This window comes from Streptomyces sp. NPDC002156, assembly GCF_053593675.1.
In genome coordinates, this window is record NZ_JBSFDA010000002.1 from 198,072 (window position 1) to 216,305 (window position 18,234).

The following is an 18,234-nucleotide window of genomic DNA, read 5'->3' on the forward strand; positions in this document are numbered from 1 at the left end:
GGTCGCTCATAGGCGTCAACTGCCTTTGTGTGAACAGCGGTTACGTCCGTCGGGGCGACGCCAGCAGATAGCGGGCGCCGGTACGCGGTTCGGTGTGCTCGCCGACCTGCCAGCCGGCCTTCTCCAGCGTGGCCGCGCAGGCCCGCAGCGCGTCACCGTCGGGCTCGCGCACGGCGACGGCCTCCGGCTGCGGGGTCGCCCGCACCCGGTAGCCACCGCCGCTCCCACCTCCGTCGGCCGGGCGGTGGCCGGCCGCCTCCAGCGCCAGCGCGGCGGCCTGCACCAGATGCGTACGCTCCCAACCGCACGGACGGTCCATGGCCCCGTCCGTGTTGGTCATCCGGCGCAGCTCCAGCAGCCCCTGCCAGGCACTGTGCACCTCGCGCGTCCGGGCGGGCCCGGCGGCCGGTATCTCCTCCTCGCCGCCCACCCGCGCGGCGAACACGCCAGTCGCCCCGGCGGAGGCAGGCGCGACCTCGGTGACGGCCGGTGTGTCCCTGCGCGGCGCTTCCTCCCGTATGCGATGACCCGTCGGGGTCAGGAAGTGGTCGTGCGGTGGTCGCGGGTGCCGGAAGGCGAGCCCGCGCTTCACCAGTGCGGCGAGCTGGTACTCCGTACCCCGCAGCCGGCCGGTGACGGGGTCGGCGGCGTCGATGACACGTCGCTGGGCGGCGGTCGGCGGTCGTGTCATGGCGCACTCCTCCCCGGTCACGGGTCTCCTCGATCATGGGCCGATTCGGTGGATTCGACCCGTTCGAAGACTACGACCCGGCACTGACATCGAGGGCCCAGCGCTCCAGCTCCGCGAACTCGCGCTCCCTCAGACCCTTGCGCGGGTCGATCCGCAGCAGCAGCGCCTGCCCGGGGTGATGCTCGGCCACATGGCGGACGTCGAGGTCGGTGATCATGTCGTCGACCCAGGCGAAGGGGCGTCCGTCCGCCCACTCCACGACGCGGCGCGTCTTCCAGAACAGCCCGTCGGGATCCTCGGCGAACAGATTGGTGAACTCGATGACCGGCAGGTCGGCCGGCAGCCCGATCACAGGGCCGATCATCTCGTTCGCCCCGTGCATCCAGACCGTTGCCCACGCCAGGTCGTACGGCAGGGCGAGCAGCCGGGCGCCGTGGCCGGGGTGCAGCCGTATCCGCAGACCGCGCCGGAGCCGCCGGGAACCCGGTTTCTGCCTGGCCGACCAGTTCGGGGGGTGCATCCGGCGGGTCACGTAACCGCGCGGGGGCAGGATCCGGGCGCGGAACGGGTTGAGGGGGCCGTCGACATCGAGGAGCAGCAGTGGCCGGTCGGTCATTCGGTCCGTCATGGGGAAGGGCTACCCATGACGGACGGCGGCCGACCGCCCCGCTGCCACTACTGCCGATAACCGCTCAGGAACCGCCCGATCCGGCTGATCGCCACGTCCAGGTCGTCCGCGTACGGGAGGGTGAGGATGCGGAAGTGGTCGGGGGTGGGCCAGTTGAAGCCCGTGCCCTGCACGACCTGGATCTTCTCCTGGAGGAGCAGGTCCAGGACGAACTTCTCGTCGTCGTGGATCTTGTGCACCTTGGGGTCGAGGCGCGGGAACGCGTACAGCGAGCCCTTGGGCTTCACGCACGACACCCCCGGGATCTCGTTGAGCTTCTCCCAGGCCACGGTGCGCTGTTCGTGCAGCCGCCCGCCCGGGGCGGTCAGCTCGTGGATGGACTGGCGGCCGCCGAGCGCGGCCTGGATGGCGTACTGCGCGGGCGCGTTGGCGCACAGCCGCATGGAGGCCAGCATCGTCAGGCCCTCCAGATAGCTCTTCGCGTGCTGCTTCGGGCCGGTGACCACCAGCCAGCCCGAGCGGAAGCCGGCCACCCGGTACGTCTTCGACAGCCCGCAGAAGGTGAGGACGACCAGGTCGGGGGCGAGCGCGGCGACCGAGTGGTGCACGGCGTCGTCGTACAGGATCTGGTCGTAGATCTCGTCGGCGAAGACCATCAGGCCGTGCCTGCGGGCCAGATCGAGGATGCCCTCGATGATCTCCTTGGGGTAGACCGCGCCGGTGGGGTTGTTCGGGTTGATGATGACGACGGCCTTGGTGCGGTCGGTGATCTTCGCCGCCATGTCGTCCAGGTCCGGGTACCAGTCGGCCTGTTCGTCGCAGAGGTAGTGGACCGCCTTGCCGCCCGCGAGGGTCGTCACCGCCGTCCAGAGGGGGAAGTCCGGGGCGGGGATGAGGATTTCGTCGCCGTCCTCGACCAGCGCCTGTACGGCCATCGAGATCAGCTCGGAGATGCCGTTGCCGAGGAAGACGTCGTCGACGCCGACCTCCAGGCCGAGAGTCTGGTAGCGCTGGGCGACCGCGCGGCGGGCGGAGAGGATGCCGCGCGAGTCCGTGTAGCCGTGGGCCTGCGGCAGCATGCGGATCATGTCCTGGAGGATCTCCTCCGGCGCCTCGAAGCCGAACAGTGCGGGGTTGCCGGTGTTCAGGCGCAGCACGCTGTGGCCCGCCTTCTCCAGCGCGTCCGCGTGCTCGATCACCGGGCCGCGGATCTCGTAACAGACCTCGCTGAGCTTGTTCGACTGCCGGAACTCCATGCGCGCTCGCCCCTCCGGTTTCGTGTGTTGCTTGGTTTTACCAAGTTCCAGCTTGGAAAGTCCAACGACATGTCTAGACTGCGTCGCATGTCACCTCGCCGAAGCTACGACCAGTACTGTTCCACCGCGCGCGCCCTCGACGTCGTCGGCGACCGCTGGACCCTCCTGATCGTCCGCGAACTGCTGGCCGGCCCGCGCCGCTACACGGACCTGCACGCGGATCTCCCGGGCGTCAGCACGGACGTACTGGCCTCCCGGCTGAAGGACATGGAGCGCGACGGCCTGGCGACCCGGCGTCGGCTGCCCCCGCCCGGCGCCGCGTACGTGTACGAACTCACCGCCCGGGGACGACAGTTGCTGCCCGTCCTCCAGGCGCTGGGGGAGTGGGGCGCCCCCGAGCTGACCGAACGCCGGGCCACGGACGCGGTCCGCGCCCACTGGTTCGCACTGCCGCTGCTGCGCGGACTGGAGGGCGTGGGCGGCGGGGGACTCGTCGAAGTCCGGCTGGAGGAGGGCGAGTTCCATCTGTACGTCGGTGCCGAGGACGTTCCGGTGTACGGCGCCGGGCCCGCCCCCGAGGAGCCCGACGCCCGGCTGTCGATGGACACCGGCACCTGTGCGGCGGTCGGCCGGGGGGACGTGAGCGTGCTGGACGCGGTCCGGGGCGGACGTATCGAGGTGACCGGCGAGGGAACGCTCGCCAAAGCCCTGCGCGAGGCCTGATCGACACGACCAGGGGCCCGGGAACGGAACATGCCCGCCGCGTACAGCCGTGCGCGGCGGGCATGTTGACGATCCGTCACATACTGCTCAGGCTCCCGGCGGGACCTGCCTCGGCCGGCCCGAGCCGCGCGTCAGGGCGTAGCCGCCGACGCCCGCCAGGGCTGCCAGCGCGCCACCGATCGCCGTCCAGACCCAGCGGTCGGACCACCAGCCGGAGGCCCAGCCGTCGTCGGGCTCGATGCTCGACAGCACGGCGGACGTCGTCGAATCGTCCTCCGTGTCCTCGGACTTGACCGCGATCCCGGGTACCAGCGGCTCGGCCAGCGAACCGTCCACGGCCGCCGAACCGCCGATGTCCTTGGAGTCGACCCGAACTTCGGTGTCGACCGGGAGACCGAGGTCGGAGGTCGGGAGGTTCACGGCGGTCAGCCGGACGTAGTACGTGCCCGGCAGCGGGTCGTTGGCCCACTGCTCCGACCAGGCCCGGACCGTGCGCAGCGTGCATGCCAGCTCCACGGAGGCGGTGCCCGCGGCGGCGGTGCGGGTCTGGGCGCCGTACTGGCAGGCCTGGCGGCGCCGCAGACCGTCGTACACGTCGAGCTGCCAGGCCTCGGACGCGTGGGTGTCCGGCAGCTTCACCGTCGCCTTGACGGTGGGGCGCTGGCCGGCGTCGGCGGGGAACGACCAGTACAGGTAGTCGCCCGCGGAGCCGCTCGCGGTGGCCTGCTGGCCCTGGTCGATCTCCGTCGCCGTACGGAACGACGTGCCCGCCGAGGTGGGCGCCGAGCTGTCGTCCGAGGGGCTCGGGGAGGGCGACTCGTCGGCGACGGCCGGGACGGCGGCCAGCCCGAGCAGCAGCACGGCCGAACCCAACACGCGGACACCGCGCGTCAGTTGATTGCCGAGGTTGCCGAGGTTGCCGAGATTGTTGAGAGCACGCATCAGTTGGTCCTCCAGACCGCGAGCCGCCAACGAGAGAGCCAGCCCCACAGGACGCCCGTGAGGAAGCCGACCAGGACGAGCGCGCCCAGCAGCCACCAGCCACGGCCGAGACCGAAGGAGGCCACATCGCTCGCCTGGCTCGGACCGTCGACGACGTCGACGGTCAGTTCGAGCGGCAGACCGGGCGTGGACGCCACCCCGCCGGCCGCCGAGAAGGAGTTGGTGACCTGGAGACACACGGTCTCGGCCGCGGTTTTCTCGGCGTCGTCATCGTCGTCGGCCTCCGCTGTCGGATAGCGCAGGCCCGTCGAGATGACGTCGGTACGGCCGGTGCCGTTGCCCTCGCCGCGCACGATCTCGCGACCGTGCACGGTCACCGCCCGCAGCAGCACCCCGTAGTCGGGGTTGACGGCCCGGTCGGCCGACACGCTCACCGAGGCGCGCAGTTCCTGCCCCGGCTGGACCTCGACCTTGTACCAGCGCTGCTGGCCGAACTCCTCGCGGTCCGTGTACAGACCGGACTTCACCGCCGGGGCGTTCGTGCACCCGGTCGCACCCGTGACGGCCACCGGCGTCACCACCGGGTCGGCGGCGCGGACGACCAACTGGTTGACCTTGTCGGCGAGTTCGTCGGTGTGCTCGACCGACGTGTACGTCCCGCCGGTCGCCTCCGCGATACAGCTCAGCTGCTGCCGCATCTTGGTGTTGGGGACCAGGCCGAGGGTGTCGATGGTGAGACCGATGCCCTTGGCCGCGATCTCCCGGGCCACCTCGCACGGGTCGAGCGGCGCGCAGGTGTCCTCGCCGTCACTGATCAGCACGATGCGCTTGGTGCCCTCGCCGCCGTCGAGGTCGTCGGCGGCCTTCAGCAGCGCGGGGCCGATCGGCGTCCAGCCGGTGGGCGTGAGCGTCGCGACGGCCGTCTTGGCCTCGGTACGGTCGAGCGGGCCCACCGGATAGAGCTGCGCGGTGTCCTTGCAGCCCTCCTTGCGGTCGTCGCCCGGGTAGTTGGCGCCCAGCGTGCGGATACCGAGCTGGACCTCCTCGGGGGTCGCGTCGAGCACCTCGTTGAACGCCTGCTTCGCCGCGGCCATCCGCGACTGCCCGTCGATGTCCTTCGCCCGCATCGAACCGCTGACGTCGAGAAGGAGGTTGACCTTGGGCGCGAGTGCGGTGGTTTCGTCGGCGACGGCTCCGGCCGGGACCGCGATCCCGGCCGCCAGGGCGGCGAGCAGGACGCAGGCGCCCGCCGCCAGCCGTTGTCTTGTGATCATCGACGGATCCTATTGACCCAGGGCGACCCGCTTCAAAACGGGTCCCGTCAACGGCCCCTGTCGGCGGGCCCGTCAGCTGCCCTCCCGCTTGACCTCTCCCAGGGGATTGGGGAGTTGGGTCCACTGGTCCCCGGGCGTCTCCGGTGACAGTCGCATCAGAGTCAACGCCTTGGTGGGCAGGGGCTGTTCGAGCAGCGCGAGCAGATCGGGCGTGCGCGGCAGCCCCCGTACGGCCGTCTCCAGCGCCTCGCGCAGCGCAGCCTCCGAACCGGCGGTCGCGCCCAGCGCCCCCACCACCAGCGAGCCGAACAGCTTGCGGCGCAGGGTGGGTTCGTCGTCGGTGACGATCCGTCCGGTCAGCCGGGGCGCCGGGATGCCGTGCCGGGCCAGCCGGGCCGGGCTGACCCGGATGTCGGCGAGGTCGCGGTAGACCAGCCGCAGCGGGTCCCCGTCCGCCGACAGCACGACGAGCAGGTTCTGGCCGTGCGCCTCCAGGGCGACGCCCAGATCGAGCAGACGCAGACCGACGGTGAGGGCGAGCCGCGTGAACTCGGCCAGCCAGGAAGGGGATTGGTTCAGGCCCGTGGCGGCGAGGGCTCCGACCGGAACGACTCGCTCGCCCGCCACCACGTCCGCGTACTGGTCCGGCGGCTCCCGCAACACCGCTGCCAGATCGGGCGAGTTGGCGGTGACCGCGCCGAGGGTGCGGGTGATGTGCAGCAGCCCGTCGAGACGCGCGGCCATCGACTCCATGAACGCCGAGACCGTCGCCGCCGTCTCGATCGAGTACGGCGAGATGTCCCGCACCGAGGAGGTGAGCCGGGCGCTCAACGCCGTCTTGAGATGCGCGCCGCCGTCCGGGAGGGCGAGGCTGCGCAGGGACATCAGGGGATGCGCCGACAACCCGCCCCTGCCGGGCAGTTGGAGCATATGCGCCGACTGCCAGGGGTGCACCGGGATCAGCGGACGCTCCCCGTCCCACAGCCACTTGGGCCACTCGCCCCGCACGGCACAGTCGTCCGCCGCCACCAGCGTCAGCTCCACGACCGGCCGGTGCTCGGGCCCGTACGCGAGCTGCTCGGCCACCGAGAACCCGGGCCGGGAACGGCAGTTGGGGTGGAAGGGATGCCCGTCGATGACCCGCTGCTCCCACTCCCAGCTAGCTACCGGGGTCCGTACTGCACCGGCCTGGTTCGCGCGGGACAGGGCCAACGAAGCGACGCTGTGGCCGAGTTCGGCCGCGAAGGCCAGGCCGTGAGGGACGGCCAGGTCCGTAATCAGCCGCGCCGGATCGTCGTACGAGACCCTCCCGAGCCGTACGGCGGTCACGCTGCCGTCGACGGCGTACGGATCGGCGTACGGGCCCTCCAGGCGGCGGCCGTCCGCCAGCAGGAGATCCGCGCCGCCCTCGCGGCGGACGATCCACGGCAGCGGCTCATGGACGAGCGCCCGCCACAGCCGGGTCAGTACGGCGGCCCGCGCACCGGGCAGCTCGGCCGCGTACCGCGACGCGAGGTCGGGGCGTACGGCGGCCAGTTCGTCGGCGACCTCGGCCTCTGCGCTGGAGGGACGGTGCACGGCGGGCTCCTCAGGTGCGGGTTTGGGTGCGGGTATGTGCTGGTGAGCGGGTGGGCCGACGACAGACATACTGATCGTCGGCGCACCGCGGGAAACCGCACCGTAGGGAAGCACCGTAAGAAACGAGGGAACGCGTGGACCCCACCATGCACCCCACCGTGCCCCCGGCCGTGGGGGCGCACGAGGACACCGGAGCGCGCGCCGACGCGTACGCGGTCGCGCCCCTGCTCAACTGTCTGCTCCGGGAAGTCGCCCAGCCGGTCCCCGGCACGGGCGAGCCGCGCGTGTACCGGCTGCCGAGCGGACAGCGCCTGCTGCGCGTGCACGGCGCACGGCGGCCCGCCGCGCCCGAGGTGAACACGGGCGACGGCACCTGGCACCCGGTCGGGCACGTGGAGCTCGTCAAGCTCGTGGCCGAGGAACTCCAGGCGCACACCGGCCTCTCCAACCCCGAGCTGCCCGCCGAGATGGCCGACAGCCGAGACGCGGTCGCAGCGCTGCTCGCCGCCCGCGACCTGGCCACCCCGCCCGACGACCCGTACCGCCGCTCCGAGCAGTCCCTCCTCACAGGGCACCCCTACCACCCGGCGCCCAAGGCGCGCGGCGGTGGCCCGGTGGCGCGCTGGCTGCCGTACGCGCCCGAGGCGTACGCCGCCTTCCCGCTGGCGCTGCTGGGCGTACGCGAGGACGCGGTCGCCGAGGAGGGCGACGTATCCGCCCTGGACGCCTTCGGCACGGCCCCGCCCGGCTACCGGCTGCTGCCCGCCCACCCCTGGCAGCTCGACCTCGTCGGCCCGGGCCTGACGGACGCCTTCACGGACGGCCGGCTGATCCGGCTCGGCACGACCACGTCCGACACCTGGCCCACGGCGGCCATCCGCACGCTGTACGCGCCCGAGCACGACCTCTTCGTCAAGTTCAGCCTCGACGTCCGCATCACCAACGACGTACGCAGGCTCTGGCGCCACGACCTGCTGGCACTGCGCCGCACGGACGCGGTGGTCGTCGCCGCCGCTGCCAGGACCCCCGGCGGCTCATGGCTGAGCGACAGGGGCTACCGCACCGCCGACTTCGCCTTCGAGGAACTGGCGGTCCTGGTCCGCGACGGCCTGTACGACCACGTCGTCCCCGGGGCCACCCCGCTGCTCGCCGCCGCGCTGGTCGAGGGCTTCGACGGCAACCCGCTCGATGGGCTCACCGACCCGGCCGCCTGGTGGACGGCGTATCTGCGCTGTGCCGTGCCACCGGTCGTCGAACTGTTCGCGCGTTCCGGCGTCGTCATCGAGGCACACCTCCAGAACTGCCTGGTCGCGGTCGACGCCCACGGAACCCCCGTACAGGCCCTGTACCGGGACGCGGAGGGCGTGAAGCTGGTGCCGGACGTGACGCGGGCGGCGGGCTGGGAGCGGCTCGTGTACTGCCTGGTCGTCAACCACCTCACGGAGGTCGCGGAGGCGCTGCGGGAACGCCACCCGGGCTTCGACCCCTGGCAGGCCGTACGCCGGGAGTTGTCCCGCCACGACCTTCCCGAGGTCGCCGCACTCCTCGCCTCGCCCACCCTCCCCGGCAAGACCAACCTGCTGCTGCGCTGGACCGGCGCCGACGGCGCCGACGCCCGCTATCTGCCGCTGCGGAACCCGCTGACGGGGTGAATGGGCGGGGCGAGGGGAACCGTTCCGGACCCGGTGACGTCATGAGCGAGACATCTAGACTGATGGCCGGTATTGGGGAGACTTGCGGCTGATTGTGGCCGCTCGACGGGGGGATGGGGGAGTCATGAAACCGCTCGGAGCAGGTGATCCCGCCTCTGTCGGGGAGGGCAGATACCGGCTGGTCGGACGGCTCGGTCAGGGTGGGATGGGCGTCGTCTACTTCGGCCGGTCGCGGTCGGGCCGGGCGGTGGCCGTCAAGGTCGTACGGCCCGAACTGAGCACGGAACCGGGCTTCCGGCGCAGATTCGCCGACGAGGTGGCCGCGGCCCGCCGCGTCGGCGGCTTCCACACCGCGCCGGTTGTGGACGCCGACCCGGAGGGCGAACCGGCCTGGCTGGTGACGGCCTACGTACCCGGCCCCACCCTGCGGGACCTGCTCGACCAGGTCGGCCCCCTGCCCGCGGACACGCTCACCGTGCTGGCCGCCGGCCTCGCCGAGGCGCTGGCCGCCATTCATCAGGCCGGGGTCATCCACCGCGACCTGAAACCCGCCAACATCATCGTTGCCGAGGACGGCCCTCGGGTCATCGACTTCGGCATCGCACGGGCCCTCGACGGTACGGCCCTCACCCAGACCGGGTTCCAGATCGGCACGCTCGGCTTCCTCGCGCCGGAGCAGCTCACCGGCGGCACGCTCACTCCCGCGGTGGACATGTTCGCCCTGGGCGTCGTGCTCAGCCAGGCGGCGGGCCGCGCTCCCTTCGGCGACGGGGCGTCGGCCGCCTGGCCCTACCGCGTCGTCCACGAACAGCCGGACCTCACGGACCTTCCCGGCGGGCTGCGCGAACTGGTCGCGGCCTGCCTGGCCAAGGACCCGCTCGACCGCCCCGGCCCGTCGGAGTTCCTCGACCAGCTCACGGTCCACCACCCGTCGGACACCTGGCTGCCCGCCGAGGCGACCGCACTCATCCGGAGACAGGTACCGGTGACGGACCGCCCGTCGGCGGCGCCCATCGACCCGCGCGCGGGTGCGTTCGGGCCGCCGCCGGTCGCCGATGGACAGCCCCTGGCCATCGACCCGCGTACGGCGGTTTCCGCGCCGCCGCCGGTCGCCGACGGGCAGGCCTTGGCCGGTGACCGGCGCGCGACGGTGTCTGTGCCGCCGCCGGTCGCCGATGGGCAGCCCCTGGCGATGGACCAGCGCGCGGCGGTTTCCGTGCCGCCCCCGGTCGCTGGCGGGCAGGCCTTGGCCGGTGACGGGCGCGCGACCGTGTCCGCGTCGCCGTCGGTCGGTGATGGACCGGCCTCGGCCCTCGACCCGCGCGCGGGTGCGTTCGGGCCGCCGCCGGTCACCGATGGACAGCCCCTGGCGATGGACCAGCGCGCGACGGTGTCCGTGCCGCCGCCGGTCGGCGATGGGCAGGCACTGGTCGGTGACCAGCGCGCGACCGTCCACGCGCCGCCCCCGGGCGCCGAAGGGCAACACCCGGCCACCGACCCGCGCCCCGCCACGCCCACCCCGACGGCGCCTGCCGACGGCCGGGCCGTGGGCTCCTACCCCCTGACCGTCCAGTCGCCGCCCGGCCCCGGCTTCGGGCCCCCGCCGGACGTCACGCCCGTACAGCCGCCCGGAGGGCTCGTGCCGCCCGGCGGTGACGGGGCGCGGCGCGGGCGTCGAGGGACGGTCGCCCTGGCGGCGCTGCTGGTCGCGGCGGCCGTCGCGGGGCTGCTCGTGTGGCAGCCCTGGACCGGTTCCGGCGACCCCGGAGGCGACAACGCGGGCGGCGCCTCGCCGTCGCCCCGGAGTTCGACCCCCGCCGTGTTCCCCGACGTCCCGCTGCTGGTCCGGCTGGACACGGAACCCGGATCGTCGGAATGCCACAGCGTGATCGGCCGCCGCGACTCCACCACGGACAATCCCGAACAACTGATCGACGGGACCTGTGACGCCCTCCCGCAGTGGTCCCCCGACCGCGAGTCGTTCGCGTTCACCCGCAAGACGGCGGACGGATCGGCCGTGTGGACGGCGAACGCGGACGGCAGCGACGTCCGCCGGATCGGCGCCATCTCGGGCGGCCGGGTCTCCTGGTCCCCGGACGGCGAGCGACTGGCCGTCCTGCGCCGCGACGCGGACGGTGTGCAGCAGCTGTACGCCGTGAACGTCTCGGACGGCTCCGCGCAGCAACTGACCACCGGCACCGGGAAGGTGGACGACCCGGCCTGGTCCCCCGACGGCAAGCTCATCGCCGTCTGCCTGCAGAAGACGTCGGGCTGGCAGGTCCACGTCGTCGATCCGGCGCAGCCGGGCGCCGAACCCCGGCAGGTGACCCACCAGTCCCGGCGGGCGCTGGACCCCGTCTGGTCCCCGGACGGCCGTTACTTCGCGTACACCGCCGGAGCACCCGACGAAGGGACGGGGGGTGACATCCACATCGCCGAGACCGACGGCAGCGGCGACAGGACACTGGTACGGACGGCCGCCCAGGAGATGGACCCGGTCTGGTCCCCGGACGGCAAGTGGGTGGCCTTCGTGCGGGGGCCGTTCGACCGGCCGGCGATCTGGGCGATCCGCGCGGACGGCACGGGCGCGCGCAAGCTCACCACCGGCAGCACACCGGAGGGGCACCCTTCTTGGCGCTGAGGCCGGCGCAGGGGCGGGTGCTGGGATCGGCGCCGGGAAATGCCGTCCCGGCTGTCACACCTGATCACTATGCTCGCGGCATGAGAGAGGTCACGGCAACCCGCTACGTCGAGCCCCTGAGGTCGGGCGGTTCCGTCCCCGGGGTGGTCGAGGCCGACGACCTCGGCACCTACGTCGTGAAGTTCACCGGCTCCGCGCAGGGCCGCAAGGCACTGGTCGCCGAGGTGATCGTCGGAGAGCTGTCCCGCGCCCTGGGACTGCGCTTCCCCGAACTCGTCCTCGTGCACTTCGACCCGGAGATCGCCGACGAGGAACCCCACCAGGAAGTACGGGACCTGCACAGCGCCAGCGCCGGAGTGAACCTCGGCATGGACTATCTGCCGGGCGCGCGGGACTTCACCCCGGAGGTCGCCGCGAACTGCACGGTCGACCCGCTGGAGGCCGGGAAGGTCATCTGGCTCGACGCGCTGACCGTCAACGTCGACCGTACGGTCCACAGCTCCAACCTGATGATCTGGCCGACGCTCGGCATCGCGCCCCCGCGTCTGTGGCTCATCGACCACGGCGCCGCCCTCGTCTTCCACCACCGCTGGGACGGCGCCGACCCCACGAAGGCCTACGACTTCCGCCACCACGCCCTCGGCCACTACACCCCGGACACCCGGGCCGCCGACGCCGAACTGGCTCCCCGGGTGACCGAGGACCTGCTGCGCGGCATCGCGGCCGAGGTGCCGGACGCCTGGCTGGCCGGCGAACCGGGCTTCGCGACACCGGACGACGTCAGGGAGGCGTACGTCGGCTACCTGCACGCGCGCGTGCGGGCCTCGGCCGCCTGGCTGCCCACCGACTTCCCCACCCGGGAGGAACTCGCCGCCGAGGAGGCCCTCCGGGCGGCGAAGACACAGCGAGGCCGCCCGAGTTGGCTCAAGCGGGTCCCCGACCTGCACGGCAAGCCGGCGGCGGAACAGGATTGGTCGGTGCATCTCGGATGAGCCCCCACGCCCCCGTCGTACAGATCGAGTACTGCACCCAGTGCCGTTGGCTGCCCCGCGCGGCCTGGCTGGCACAGGAGCTGCTCACCACCTTCGAGACGGAGCTGGGCGAGCTGTCGCTCAAGCCAGGCACCGGCGGCGTGTTCGTCGTCCGGGTCGACGACGAAGTGATCTGGGACCGCAAGGAGCAGGGCTTCCCGGAGCCCACGGCCGTGAAGCAGGCCGTACGCGACCGAGTGGCCCCGGGAAGATCCCTGGGCCACTCGGACAAGTCGGATTCCTAGAAGACCAGAGGATCAGCCCTTGAGCTGCTCGTACGCCGGCAGGGTCAGGAAGTCCGCGTAGTCGGCGTCGAGGGCGACCGTGAGCAGCAGGTCGTGGGCCTGCTGCCAGTGGCCCGCCGTGAAGGCCTCCTCGCCGATCTCCGCGCGGATGTTCGCGAGTTCCTCGGCGGCGATCTTGCGGGTCAGCTCCGGGGTGGCCTTCTCGCCGTTCTCGAACTCGACGTCCGCGTTGATCCACTGCCAGATCTGGGAGCGGGAGATCTCGGCGGTGGCCGCGTCCTCCATCAGGTTGAAGATGGCGACCGCGCCGAGCCCGCGCAGCCACGCCTCGATGTAACGGATGCCCACCTGCACGGCGTTGACCAGTCCGTCGTACGTCGGCTTCGCCTTCAGTGAGTCCACGGCGATCAGGTCGGCGGCCTCGACGTGGACGTCCTCGCGGAGGCGGTCCTTCTGGTTCGGCCGGTCGCCGAGGACCGCGTCGAAGGAGGCCAGGGCGATCGGGACGAGGTCGGGGTGGGCGACCCAGGAGCCGTCGAAACCGTCCCCGGCCTCACGGTCCTTGTCGGCCTTGACCTTCTCGAAGGCGACCTTGTTGACCTCTTCGTCGCGCCGGGACGGGATGAACGCGGCCATGCCGCCGATCGCGTGCGCGCCGCGCTTGTGGCAGGTGCGGACGAGGAGTTCGGTGTAGGCGCGCATGAACGGGGCGGTCATCGTCACGGCGTTGCGGTCCGGGAGGACGAACTTGGCGCCGCCGTCTCGGAAGTTCTTGACGATGGAGAAGAGGTAGTCCCAGCGGCCCGCGTTCAACCCCGAGGCATGGTCGCGGAGTTCGTAGAGGATCTCCTCCATCTCGTACGCGGCCGTGATCGTCTCGATGAGGACGGTCGCGCGGACCGTGCCCTGCGGGATGCCGACGTAGTCCTGCGCGAAGACGAACACCTCGTTCCACAGCCGGGCTTCGAGGTGCGACTCGGTCTTGGGGAGGTAGAAGTACGGGCCCTTGCCGAGGTCGAGCAGCCGCTGCGCGTTGTGGAAGAAGTAGAGGCCGAAGTCGACCAGGGCGCCCGGGACCTGCTCCCCGTCGACCTGGAGGTGGCGCTCGGTGAGGTGCCAGCCACGGGGCCGCATGACGACGGTCGCGAGTTCCTCGTTCGCCTTGAGGGCGTACGACTTGCCGCTCTTCGGGTCGGTGAAGTCGATGTTCCGGGTGTAGGCGTCGGCCAGGTTGACCTGACCGAGGACCACGTTCTCCCAGGTCGGCGCGGAGGCGTCCTCGAAGTCCGCGAGCCAGATCCTCGCGCCCGAGTTGAGGGCGTTGATCGTCATCTTGCGGTCGGTGGGGCCGGTGATCTCGACGCGCCGGTCGTTCAGCGCGGCGGGGGACTCGGCGACGCGCCAGGAGCCGTCGGCGCGGATCGCGGCCGTCTCGGGGAGGAAGTCGAGGGTCGAGGTGCGGGCGATCTCGGCGCGGCGCTCCGCACGGCGCGCGAGAAGCTCGTCACGCCGGGGTGTGAACCGCCGGTGCAGCTCGGCCACGAAGGCCAGCGCCGCGTCGGTGAGCACCTCCTCCTGCCGGGGCAGGGGCTCGGCGTCGACGATGGCCAGCGGGGACGGCGCTGGTGCGGACATGAGCGGTCACTTCCTTCAGCGGGCTGGGCTGTGGGTTGCTGGTTGCTGCGTGGTACGGATGTTTCTGATCAGTGGATGCTAGTTTCCTCATCGTGGAAGTTCAATAATTTGTTGATGTCGAGATTCTCCGTGGCGAGAAACCCTCAGGTCAGGTGGTGCAGGTCGGCCGCGGTGTCGATGTCGTACGCCTGTGCCACATCCCCGCACTCGGCGAGCGTGATCGCGTCGTCGTGCGCCCGGAGATAGTCACGGGCACCCCGGTCCCCGACCGCGACCGCCGCGATACCCCCCCAGTGGGCGGCGCCGAACAGCACCGGATGCCCGCGCGTTCCGCCGTACGAGGCCGCCGCGAGGGACTTCTCGGAGGTGTACGCGGCGAGAACGCGGGCCATGGCCTCCGGCCCGATGCCGGGCTGGTCCACCAGGGAGACGAGGACCGCGCGGGCCGGCGTACCGCGCAGGGACGCCAGCCCGGCCCGTAGCGAGGACCCCATGCCCTCCGCCCACTCCGGGTTGTCGACCAGGACGCACCCGGGCAGGACCGCCCGCTCCCGTACGTCGTCGGCCCGCGCCCCCAGGACGACATGGACCGGCGTGCAGCCCGCCGCGCGCAGGGCGTCGGCCGCGTGTTCGACGAGGAGGCGTCCGCGGTGTTCGAGTAGGGCCTTGGGTCGTCCGCCGAGCCGTCGTCCCCCGCCCGCCGCGAGCAGCAGCCCCGCCACCTGGTCCGGTTTCTCCGTCATGCCTCCTGCATACCTGACGCGGGGCCGGATCGGCGGTGTTCACGGGCGTTCGAGGGCGCTCATGGTCGTTCCCGGTCGTTCCCGGGCGTTCGTGGGCTGAATTTCGGTCGATGGTGTGGCGCCTGTCGCGCGGGTGGCGTTTACTGTCCCGCGTCCCCGGCGCCCGACCAGCGCGATGGGGGCGTGCGGGGCGCATGTGGGGGCCGTGGGGGAGCTGTGTTGCGGAGCTTGGGACAGAGGTCGGTGACCGGCAGCGACGAAGATCCGAGAGTGGCGGAGTTGCGGACCGCGGTGTCCCGGCTGCGCCGCGAACTCGCCGCGCACCCGGCCGAGTTCCCCGACCGTGGCATCGCCGAGGACGAACTGGCGTCCCTGGCCGCGATGGCCATCACCGGCCGCCCCGAAATCCCGCGCCTGCGCCGCTCGTTGCTCCTGGTCGCCGGGGCGATCGGCTCGGTGAGTGCGCTGGCTCGGGGGCTGTCGGAGGTACGGGCGGCGGTGGAGCTGTTCGGGGAGTCGCCTCGGCGCTGAGTGCGCTGCTGGGTGGGCGGTTCGTTTGCTGCGGGCCGGTGGGGGCTGGTCGCGCAGTTCCCCGCGCCCCTTTGGGGCGCGCTGTACTGCGCCAAGGTTCGAGCCGCATGTCGGCGCACAGCCCCGCGCCCGTTTCGGGGCGCTGTTCTGCGCCCGAAGTCAGTGAGCGGGGGTGCCTGAGCTGGCCAGGGCCTCCGACAGTTCGGCGGCGACCTGCTTCAGGACGGGGACGATCTTCTCCGTCGCCTCCTCAGTGACCCGGCCCGCCGGGCCCGAGATCGAGATCGCGGCGGCGGTCGGGGAGTTGGGCACGGAGACAGCAAGGCAGCGGACGCCGATCTCCTGCTCGTTGTCGTCGACCGCGAAGCCGAGTCGGCGTACCTCCTCCAGGGCGGTCAGGAAGTCGTCCGGGGTCGTGATCGTCTTGTCCGTCGCGGCCGGCATGCCCGTACGGGCGAGCAGGGAACGCACCTCGTCCGGCGGGACGTCGGCGAGCAGGGCCTTGCCGACGCCGGTGGAGTGCGGCAGGACGCGCCGGCCCACCTCCGTGAACATGCGCATCGAGTGCTTGGACGGCACCTGCGCCACGTACACGATCTCGTCGCCGTCCAGGAGCGCCATGTTGGCCGTCTCGCCGGTCTCCTCGACCAGCCGGGCCAGATAGGGGCGGGCCCAGGTGCCGAGCAGCCGGGACGCCGACTCGCCGAGGCGGATCAGGCGCGGGCCGAGCGCGTACCGGCGGTTGGGCTGCTGTCGTACGTAACCGCAGACGACGAGCGTGCGCATGAGCCGGTGGATGGTGGGCAGCGGCAGCCCGCTGCTCACGGACAGTTCGCTCAGGCCGACCTCACCGCCCGCGTCGGCCATACGCTCCAGCAGATCGAAGGCGCGCTCCAGGGACTGCACACCACCGCTGGCGGCGGCGGGTTTGGCGGCGTCGGTGGAGCTGGCGCTGGGCGTCGGCACGGCGCGTTCCTTTCACGGCTGACAGGCGATGATGCAGCCTACCGGTCGGTTGCTTGACGGCCTGCTTGTATGTAGCTACGTTCTGATTTCTGGAACTGTAATTCCGTTCTGTGGAAACATCCAGGTTGTCGCCGGGGTCACTCTTGACGGTATGAGGAGGGCGGGGAAGACTCCTTCAACAGAACGTTGAATTCCGTTACGTGGAAGTTAACGGCGGGATTCGCGGTGGCAGAGAGGGGTCTCCGAGTGTCCGACGTCGAACTGGTGTTGCGCTCGACGCGCGTCATCACGCCCGAGGGGACGCGCGCGGCCACGGTCGCGGTCGCCGACGGCCGGATCGCGGCCGTACTCCCGTACGAGGCCGACGTACCGCCCGGCGCGCGCCTGGAGGACTTCGGCGACGACGTCCTGCTGCCCGGGCTGGTCGACACCCACGTGCATGTCAACGACCCCGGCCGCACGGAGTGGGAGGGCTTCTGGACCGCCACGCGCGCGGCGGCGGCCGGCGGCATCACCACCCTCGTCGACATGCCCCTCAACTCCCTCCCGCCGACGACGACGGTCTACCACCTCCGTACGAAGCGGGAAGTGGCCGCCTCCAAGGCGCACATCGACGTCGGGTTCTGGGGCGGCGCGCTGCCCGACAACGTCAAGGACCTGCGCCCGCTGCACGACGCCGGAGTCTTCGGCTTCAAGGCCTTCCTGTCGCCGTCCGGCGTGGACGAGTTCCCGCACCTCGACCAGGAGCAACTGGCCCTGTCGATGGCCGAGATCGCCGATTTCGACGGACTGCTGATCGTGCACGCCGAGGACCCGCACCACCTCGACACGGCCCCGCAGCAGGGCGGCCCCGAGTACGCCCACTTCCTCGCCTCGCGCCCGCGCGGTGCGGAGGACACGGCGATTGCGAACCTGATCGCCCAGGCGAAGCGGCTGCACGCGCGCGTGCACGTGCTCCACCTGTCGTCGAGCGACGCGCTGCCGCTGATCGCCGAGGCGAAGGCGGCGGGTGTACGGATCACGGTGGAGACCTGCCCGCACTACCTCACCCTCACCGCCGAGGAAGTCCCCGACGGGGCCAGCGAGTTCAAGTGCTGCCCGCCCATCCGTGAGGCCGCCAACCAGGACCTGCTGTGGCAGGCGCTCGCCGACGGCACGATCGACTGCGTCGTCACCGACCACTCGCCGTCCACCGCCGACCTCAAGACCGCCGACTTCGCGACGGCGTGGGGCGGCATCTCGGGGCTCCAGCTGAGCCTCGCGGCGGTGTGGACGGAGGCGCGGGGGAGGGGCCACTCCCTGGAGGACGTCGTGCGCTGGATGTCCACGCGTACGGCCGCCCTGGTGGGCCTCGACGCACGCAAGGGCGCGATCGAGGCGGGCCGCGACGCCGACTTCGCGGTGCTCGCCCCGGACGAGACGTTCACCGTGGACCCTGCGGCCCTCCAGCACCGCAACCGCGTGACGGCGTACGCGGGCAAGACCCTCAGCGGTGTCGTCAAGTCGACTTGGCTGCGCGGCGAACGCATCGTGGCGGAGGGCGAGTTCACGGCACCGAAGGGACAACTCCTGACCCGTACCCCCTGACCCTCTCCGGCTTTTCCCCCGTTATGTTTTCCGCGGTCCTGCAAGAGGGCCGCTGGCCTCCGGGCCCGGCATGACTGTGTCCCCCTGTCCTTGATGACCTGGGGGGTGGTG

The 18,234-nt window shown here is 71.8% G+C and carries 16 protein-coding genes; 7 read left to right on the plus strand and 9 right to left on the minus strand.

Going from position 1 to position 18,234, the window contains the following annotated elements:
• Positions 1 to 40: 40 nt before the first annotated feature.
• From ACWCRB_RS02270 to ACWCRB_RS02280, 3 genes are all read right to left on the minus strand, one after another.
• Positions 41 to 691, minus strand: coding sequence for a hypothetical protein (locus ACWCRB_RS02270; protein ID WP_450994187.1), 651 nt, complete (start codon positions 689 to 691; stop codon positions 41 to 43).
• Between the two features lie 70 nt (positions 692 to 761).
• Positions 762 to 1,307 carry a hypothetical protein gene (locus ACWCRB_RS02275; protein WP_450994203.1) on the minus strand — a complete coding sequence of 182 codons (546 nt, stop codon included), beginning with the start codon at positions 1,305 to 1,307 and terminating at the stop codon, positions 762 to 764.
• A gap of 59 nt (positions 1,308 to 1,366) precedes the next feature.
• Complete coding sequence (locus ACWCRB_RS02280) at positions 1,367 to 2,575, minus strand: pyridoxal phosphate-dependent aminotransferase (protein WP_235473973.1); 1,209 nt, start codon at positions 2,573 to 2,575, stop codon at positions 1,367 to 1,369.
• 87 nt (positions 2,576 to 2,662) lie between these two features.
• Between ACWCRB_RS02280 and ACWCRB_RS02285 the strand changes: the two genes are divergently transcribed.
• Positions 2,663 to 3,298: a winged helix-turn-helix transcriptional regulator gene (locus tag ACWCRB_RS02285; protein WP_450994188.1), complete on the plus strand. Its 636-nt coding sequence runs from the start codon at positions 2,663 to 2,665 to the stop codon at positions 3,296 to 3,298.
• Between the two features lie 87 nt (positions 3,299 to 3,385).
• Here the strand turns inward: ACWCRB_RS02285 and ACWCRB_RS02290 are convergent, their stop codons facing one another.
• The 3 genes from ACWCRB_RS02290 to ACWCRB_RS02300 all read right to left on the minus strand — a co-directional run bounded on the left by ACWCRB_RS02290 (position 3,386) and on the right by ACWCRB_RS02300 (position 7,092).
• Positions 3,386 to 4,240 (minus strand): hypothetical protein, encoded by an 855-nt coding sequence (locus ACWCRB_RS02290; RefSeq protein WP_450994189.1) that lies wholly within the window; start codon positions 4,238 to 4,240, stop codon positions 3,386 to 3,388.
• Entirely contained in the window at positions 4,240 to 5,514 is a 1,275-nt protein-coding gene (locus tag ACWCRB_RS02295) for a VWA domain-containing protein (protein ID WP_450994190.1), read from the minus strand. Before ACWCRB_RS02295 ends, ACWCRB_RS02290 begins: the two co-directional genes overlap by 1 nt.
• Positions 5,515 to 5,586: 72 nt before the next feature.
• Positions 5,587 to 7,092, minus strand: coding sequence for an IucA/IucC family protein (locus tag ACWCRB_RS02300; RefSeq protein WP_450994191.1), 1,506 nt, complete (start codon positions 7,090 to 7,092; stop codon positions 5,587 to 5,589).
• 146 nt (positions 7,093 to 7,238) lie between these two features.
• Between ACWCRB_RS02300 and ACWCRB_RS02305 the strand changes: the two genes are divergently transcribed.
• From ACWCRB_RS02305 to ACWCRB_RS02320, 4 genes are all read left to right on the plus strand, one after another.
• Positions 7,239 to 8,744, plus strand: coding sequence for an IucA/IucC family protein (locus tag ACWCRB_RS02305; RefSeq protein ID WP_450994204.1), 1,506 nt, complete (start codon positions 7,239 to 7,241; stop codon positions 8,742 to 8,744).
• Between the two features lie 124 nt (positions 8,745 to 8,868).
• The gene (locus ACWCRB_RS02310; protein WP_450994192.1) at positions 8,869 to 11,385 is read left to right on the plus strand and encodes a protein kinase domain-containing protein; all 2,517 of its coding nucleotides are present in this window, start codon (positions 8,869 to 8,871) and stop codon (positions 11,383 to 11,385) included.
• 80 nt (positions 11,386 to 11,465) lie between these two features.
• Positions 11,466 to 12,377, plus strand: a complete 912-nt coding sequence (locus ACWCRB_RS02315) for a HipA family kinase (protein WP_450994193.1) — start codon at positions 11,466 to 11,468, stop codon at positions 12,375 to 12,377.
• Positions 12,374 to 12,661 carry a SelT/SelW/SelH family protein gene (locus tag ACWCRB_RS02320; protein ID WP_450994194.1) on the plus strand — a complete coding sequence of 96 codons (288 nt, stop codon included), beginning with the start codon at positions 12,374 to 12,376 and terminating at the stop codon, positions 12,659 to 12,661. Before ACWCRB_RS02315 ends, ACWCRB_RS02320 begins: the two co-directional genes overlap by 4 nt.
• Positions 12,662 to 12,673: 12 nt before the next feature.
• Here ACWCRB_RS02320 and aceB read toward each other — a convergent pair whose 3' ends face one another.
• Both aceB and ACWCRB_RS02330 read right to left on the minus strand, forming a co-directional pair.
• The gene (aceB, locus tag ACWCRB_RS02325) at positions 12,674 to 14,296 is read right to left on the minus strand and encodes a malate synthase A (RefSeq protein WP_450994195.1); all 1,623 of its coding nucleotides are present in this window, start codon (positions 14,294 to 14,296) and stop codon (positions 12,674 to 12,676) included.
• A gap of 143 nt (positions 14,297 to 14,439) precedes the next feature.
• The gene (locus ACWCRB_RS02330; RefSeq protein ID WP_450994196.1) at positions 14,440 to 15,039 is read right to left on the minus strand and encodes a nucleotidyltransferase family protein; all 600 of its coding nucleotides are present in this window, start codon (positions 15,037 to 15,039) and stop codon (positions 14,440 to 14,442) included.
• Between the two features lie 216 nt (positions 15,040 to 15,255).
• Here ACWCRB_RS02330 and ACWCRB_RS02335 point away from each other — a divergent pair, with 216 nt between their 5' ends.
• Positions 15,256 to 15,570, plus strand: coding sequence for a DUF5955 family protein (locus ACWCRB_RS02335; RefSeq protein ID WP_235473962.1), 315 nt, complete (start codon positions 15,256 to 15,258; stop codon positions 15,568 to 15,570).
• A gap of 159 nt (positions 15,571 to 15,729) precedes the next feature.
• Here ACWCRB_RS02335 and ACWCRB_RS02340 read toward each other — a convergent pair whose 3' ends face one another.
• Positions 15,730 to 16,536 (minus strand): IclR family transcriptional regulator, encoded by an 807-nt coding sequence (locus tag ACWCRB_RS02340; RefSeq protein ID WP_450994197.1) that lies wholly within the window; start codon positions 16,534 to 16,536, stop codon positions 15,730 to 15,732.
• Positions 16,537 to 16,782: 246 nt separating this feature from the next.
• Here ACWCRB_RS02340 and allB point away from each other — a divergent pair, with 246 nt between their 5' ends.
• Positions 16,783 to 18,123 (plus strand): allantoinase AllB, encoded by a 1,341-nt coding sequence (allB, locus tag ACWCRB_RS02345; RefSeq protein WP_450994198.1) that lies wholly within the window; start codon positions 16,783 to 16,785, stop codon positions 18,121 to 18,123.
• The last annotated feature ends 111 nt before the right edge of the window (positions 18,124 to 18,234 follow it).

Excerpts from the sequence above, each read along its gene's own strand:
- ACWCRB_RS02330 (WP_450994196.1), bottom strand. The coding sequence starts at position 15,039 with ATGACGGAGAAACCGGACCAGGTGGCGGGGCTGCTGCTCGCGGCGGGC.
- ACWCRB_RS02320 (WP_450994194.1), top strand. The coding sequence starts at position 12,374 with ATGAGCCCCCACGCCCCCGTCGTACAGATCGAGTACTGCACCCAGTGC.
- ACWCRB_RS02285 (WP_450994188.1), top strand. The coding sequence starts at position 2,663 with ATGTCACCTCGCCGAAGCTACGACCAGTACTGTTCCACCGCGCGCGCC.
- ACWCRB_RS02275 (WP_450994203.1), bottom strand. The coding sequence starts at position 1,307 with ATGACCGACCGGCCACTGCTGCTCCTCGATGTCGACGGCCCCCTCAAC.
- ACWCRB_RS02270 (WP_450994187.1), bottom strand. The coding sequence starts at position 691 with ATGACACGACCGCCGACCGCCGCCCAGCGACGTGTCATCGACGCCGCC.
- aceB (WP_450994195.1), bottom strand. The coding sequence starts at position 14,296 with ATGTCCGCACCAGCGCCGTCCCCGCTGGCCATCGTCGACGCCGAGCCC.
- ACWCRB_RS02295 (WP_450994190.1), bottom strand. The coding sequence starts at position 5,514 with ATGATCACAAGACAACGGCTGGCGGCGGGCGCCTGCGTCCTGCTCGCC.
- ACWCRB_RS02315 (WP_450994193.1), top strand. The coding sequence starts at position 11,466 with ATGAGAGAGGTCACGGCAACCCGCTACGTCGAGCCCCTGAGGTCGGGC.
- ACWCRB_RS02280 (WP_235473973.1), bottom strand. The coding sequence starts at position 2,575 with ATGGAGTTCCGGCAGTCGAACAAGCTCAGCGAGGTCTGTTACGAGATC.
- ACWCRB_RS02305 (WP_450994204.1), top strand. The coding sequence starts at position 7,239 with ATGCACCCCACCGTGCCCCCGGCCGTGGGGGCGCACGAGGACACCGGA.
- ACWCRB_RS02310 (WP_450994192.1), top strand. The coding sequence starts at position 8,869 with ATGAAACCGCTCGGAGCAGGTGATCCCGCCTCTGTCGGGGAGGGCAGA.
- ACWCRB_RS02290 (WP_450994189.1), bottom strand. The coding sequence starts at position 4,240 with ATGCGTGCTCTCAACAATCTCGGCAACCTCGGCAACCTCGGCAATCAA.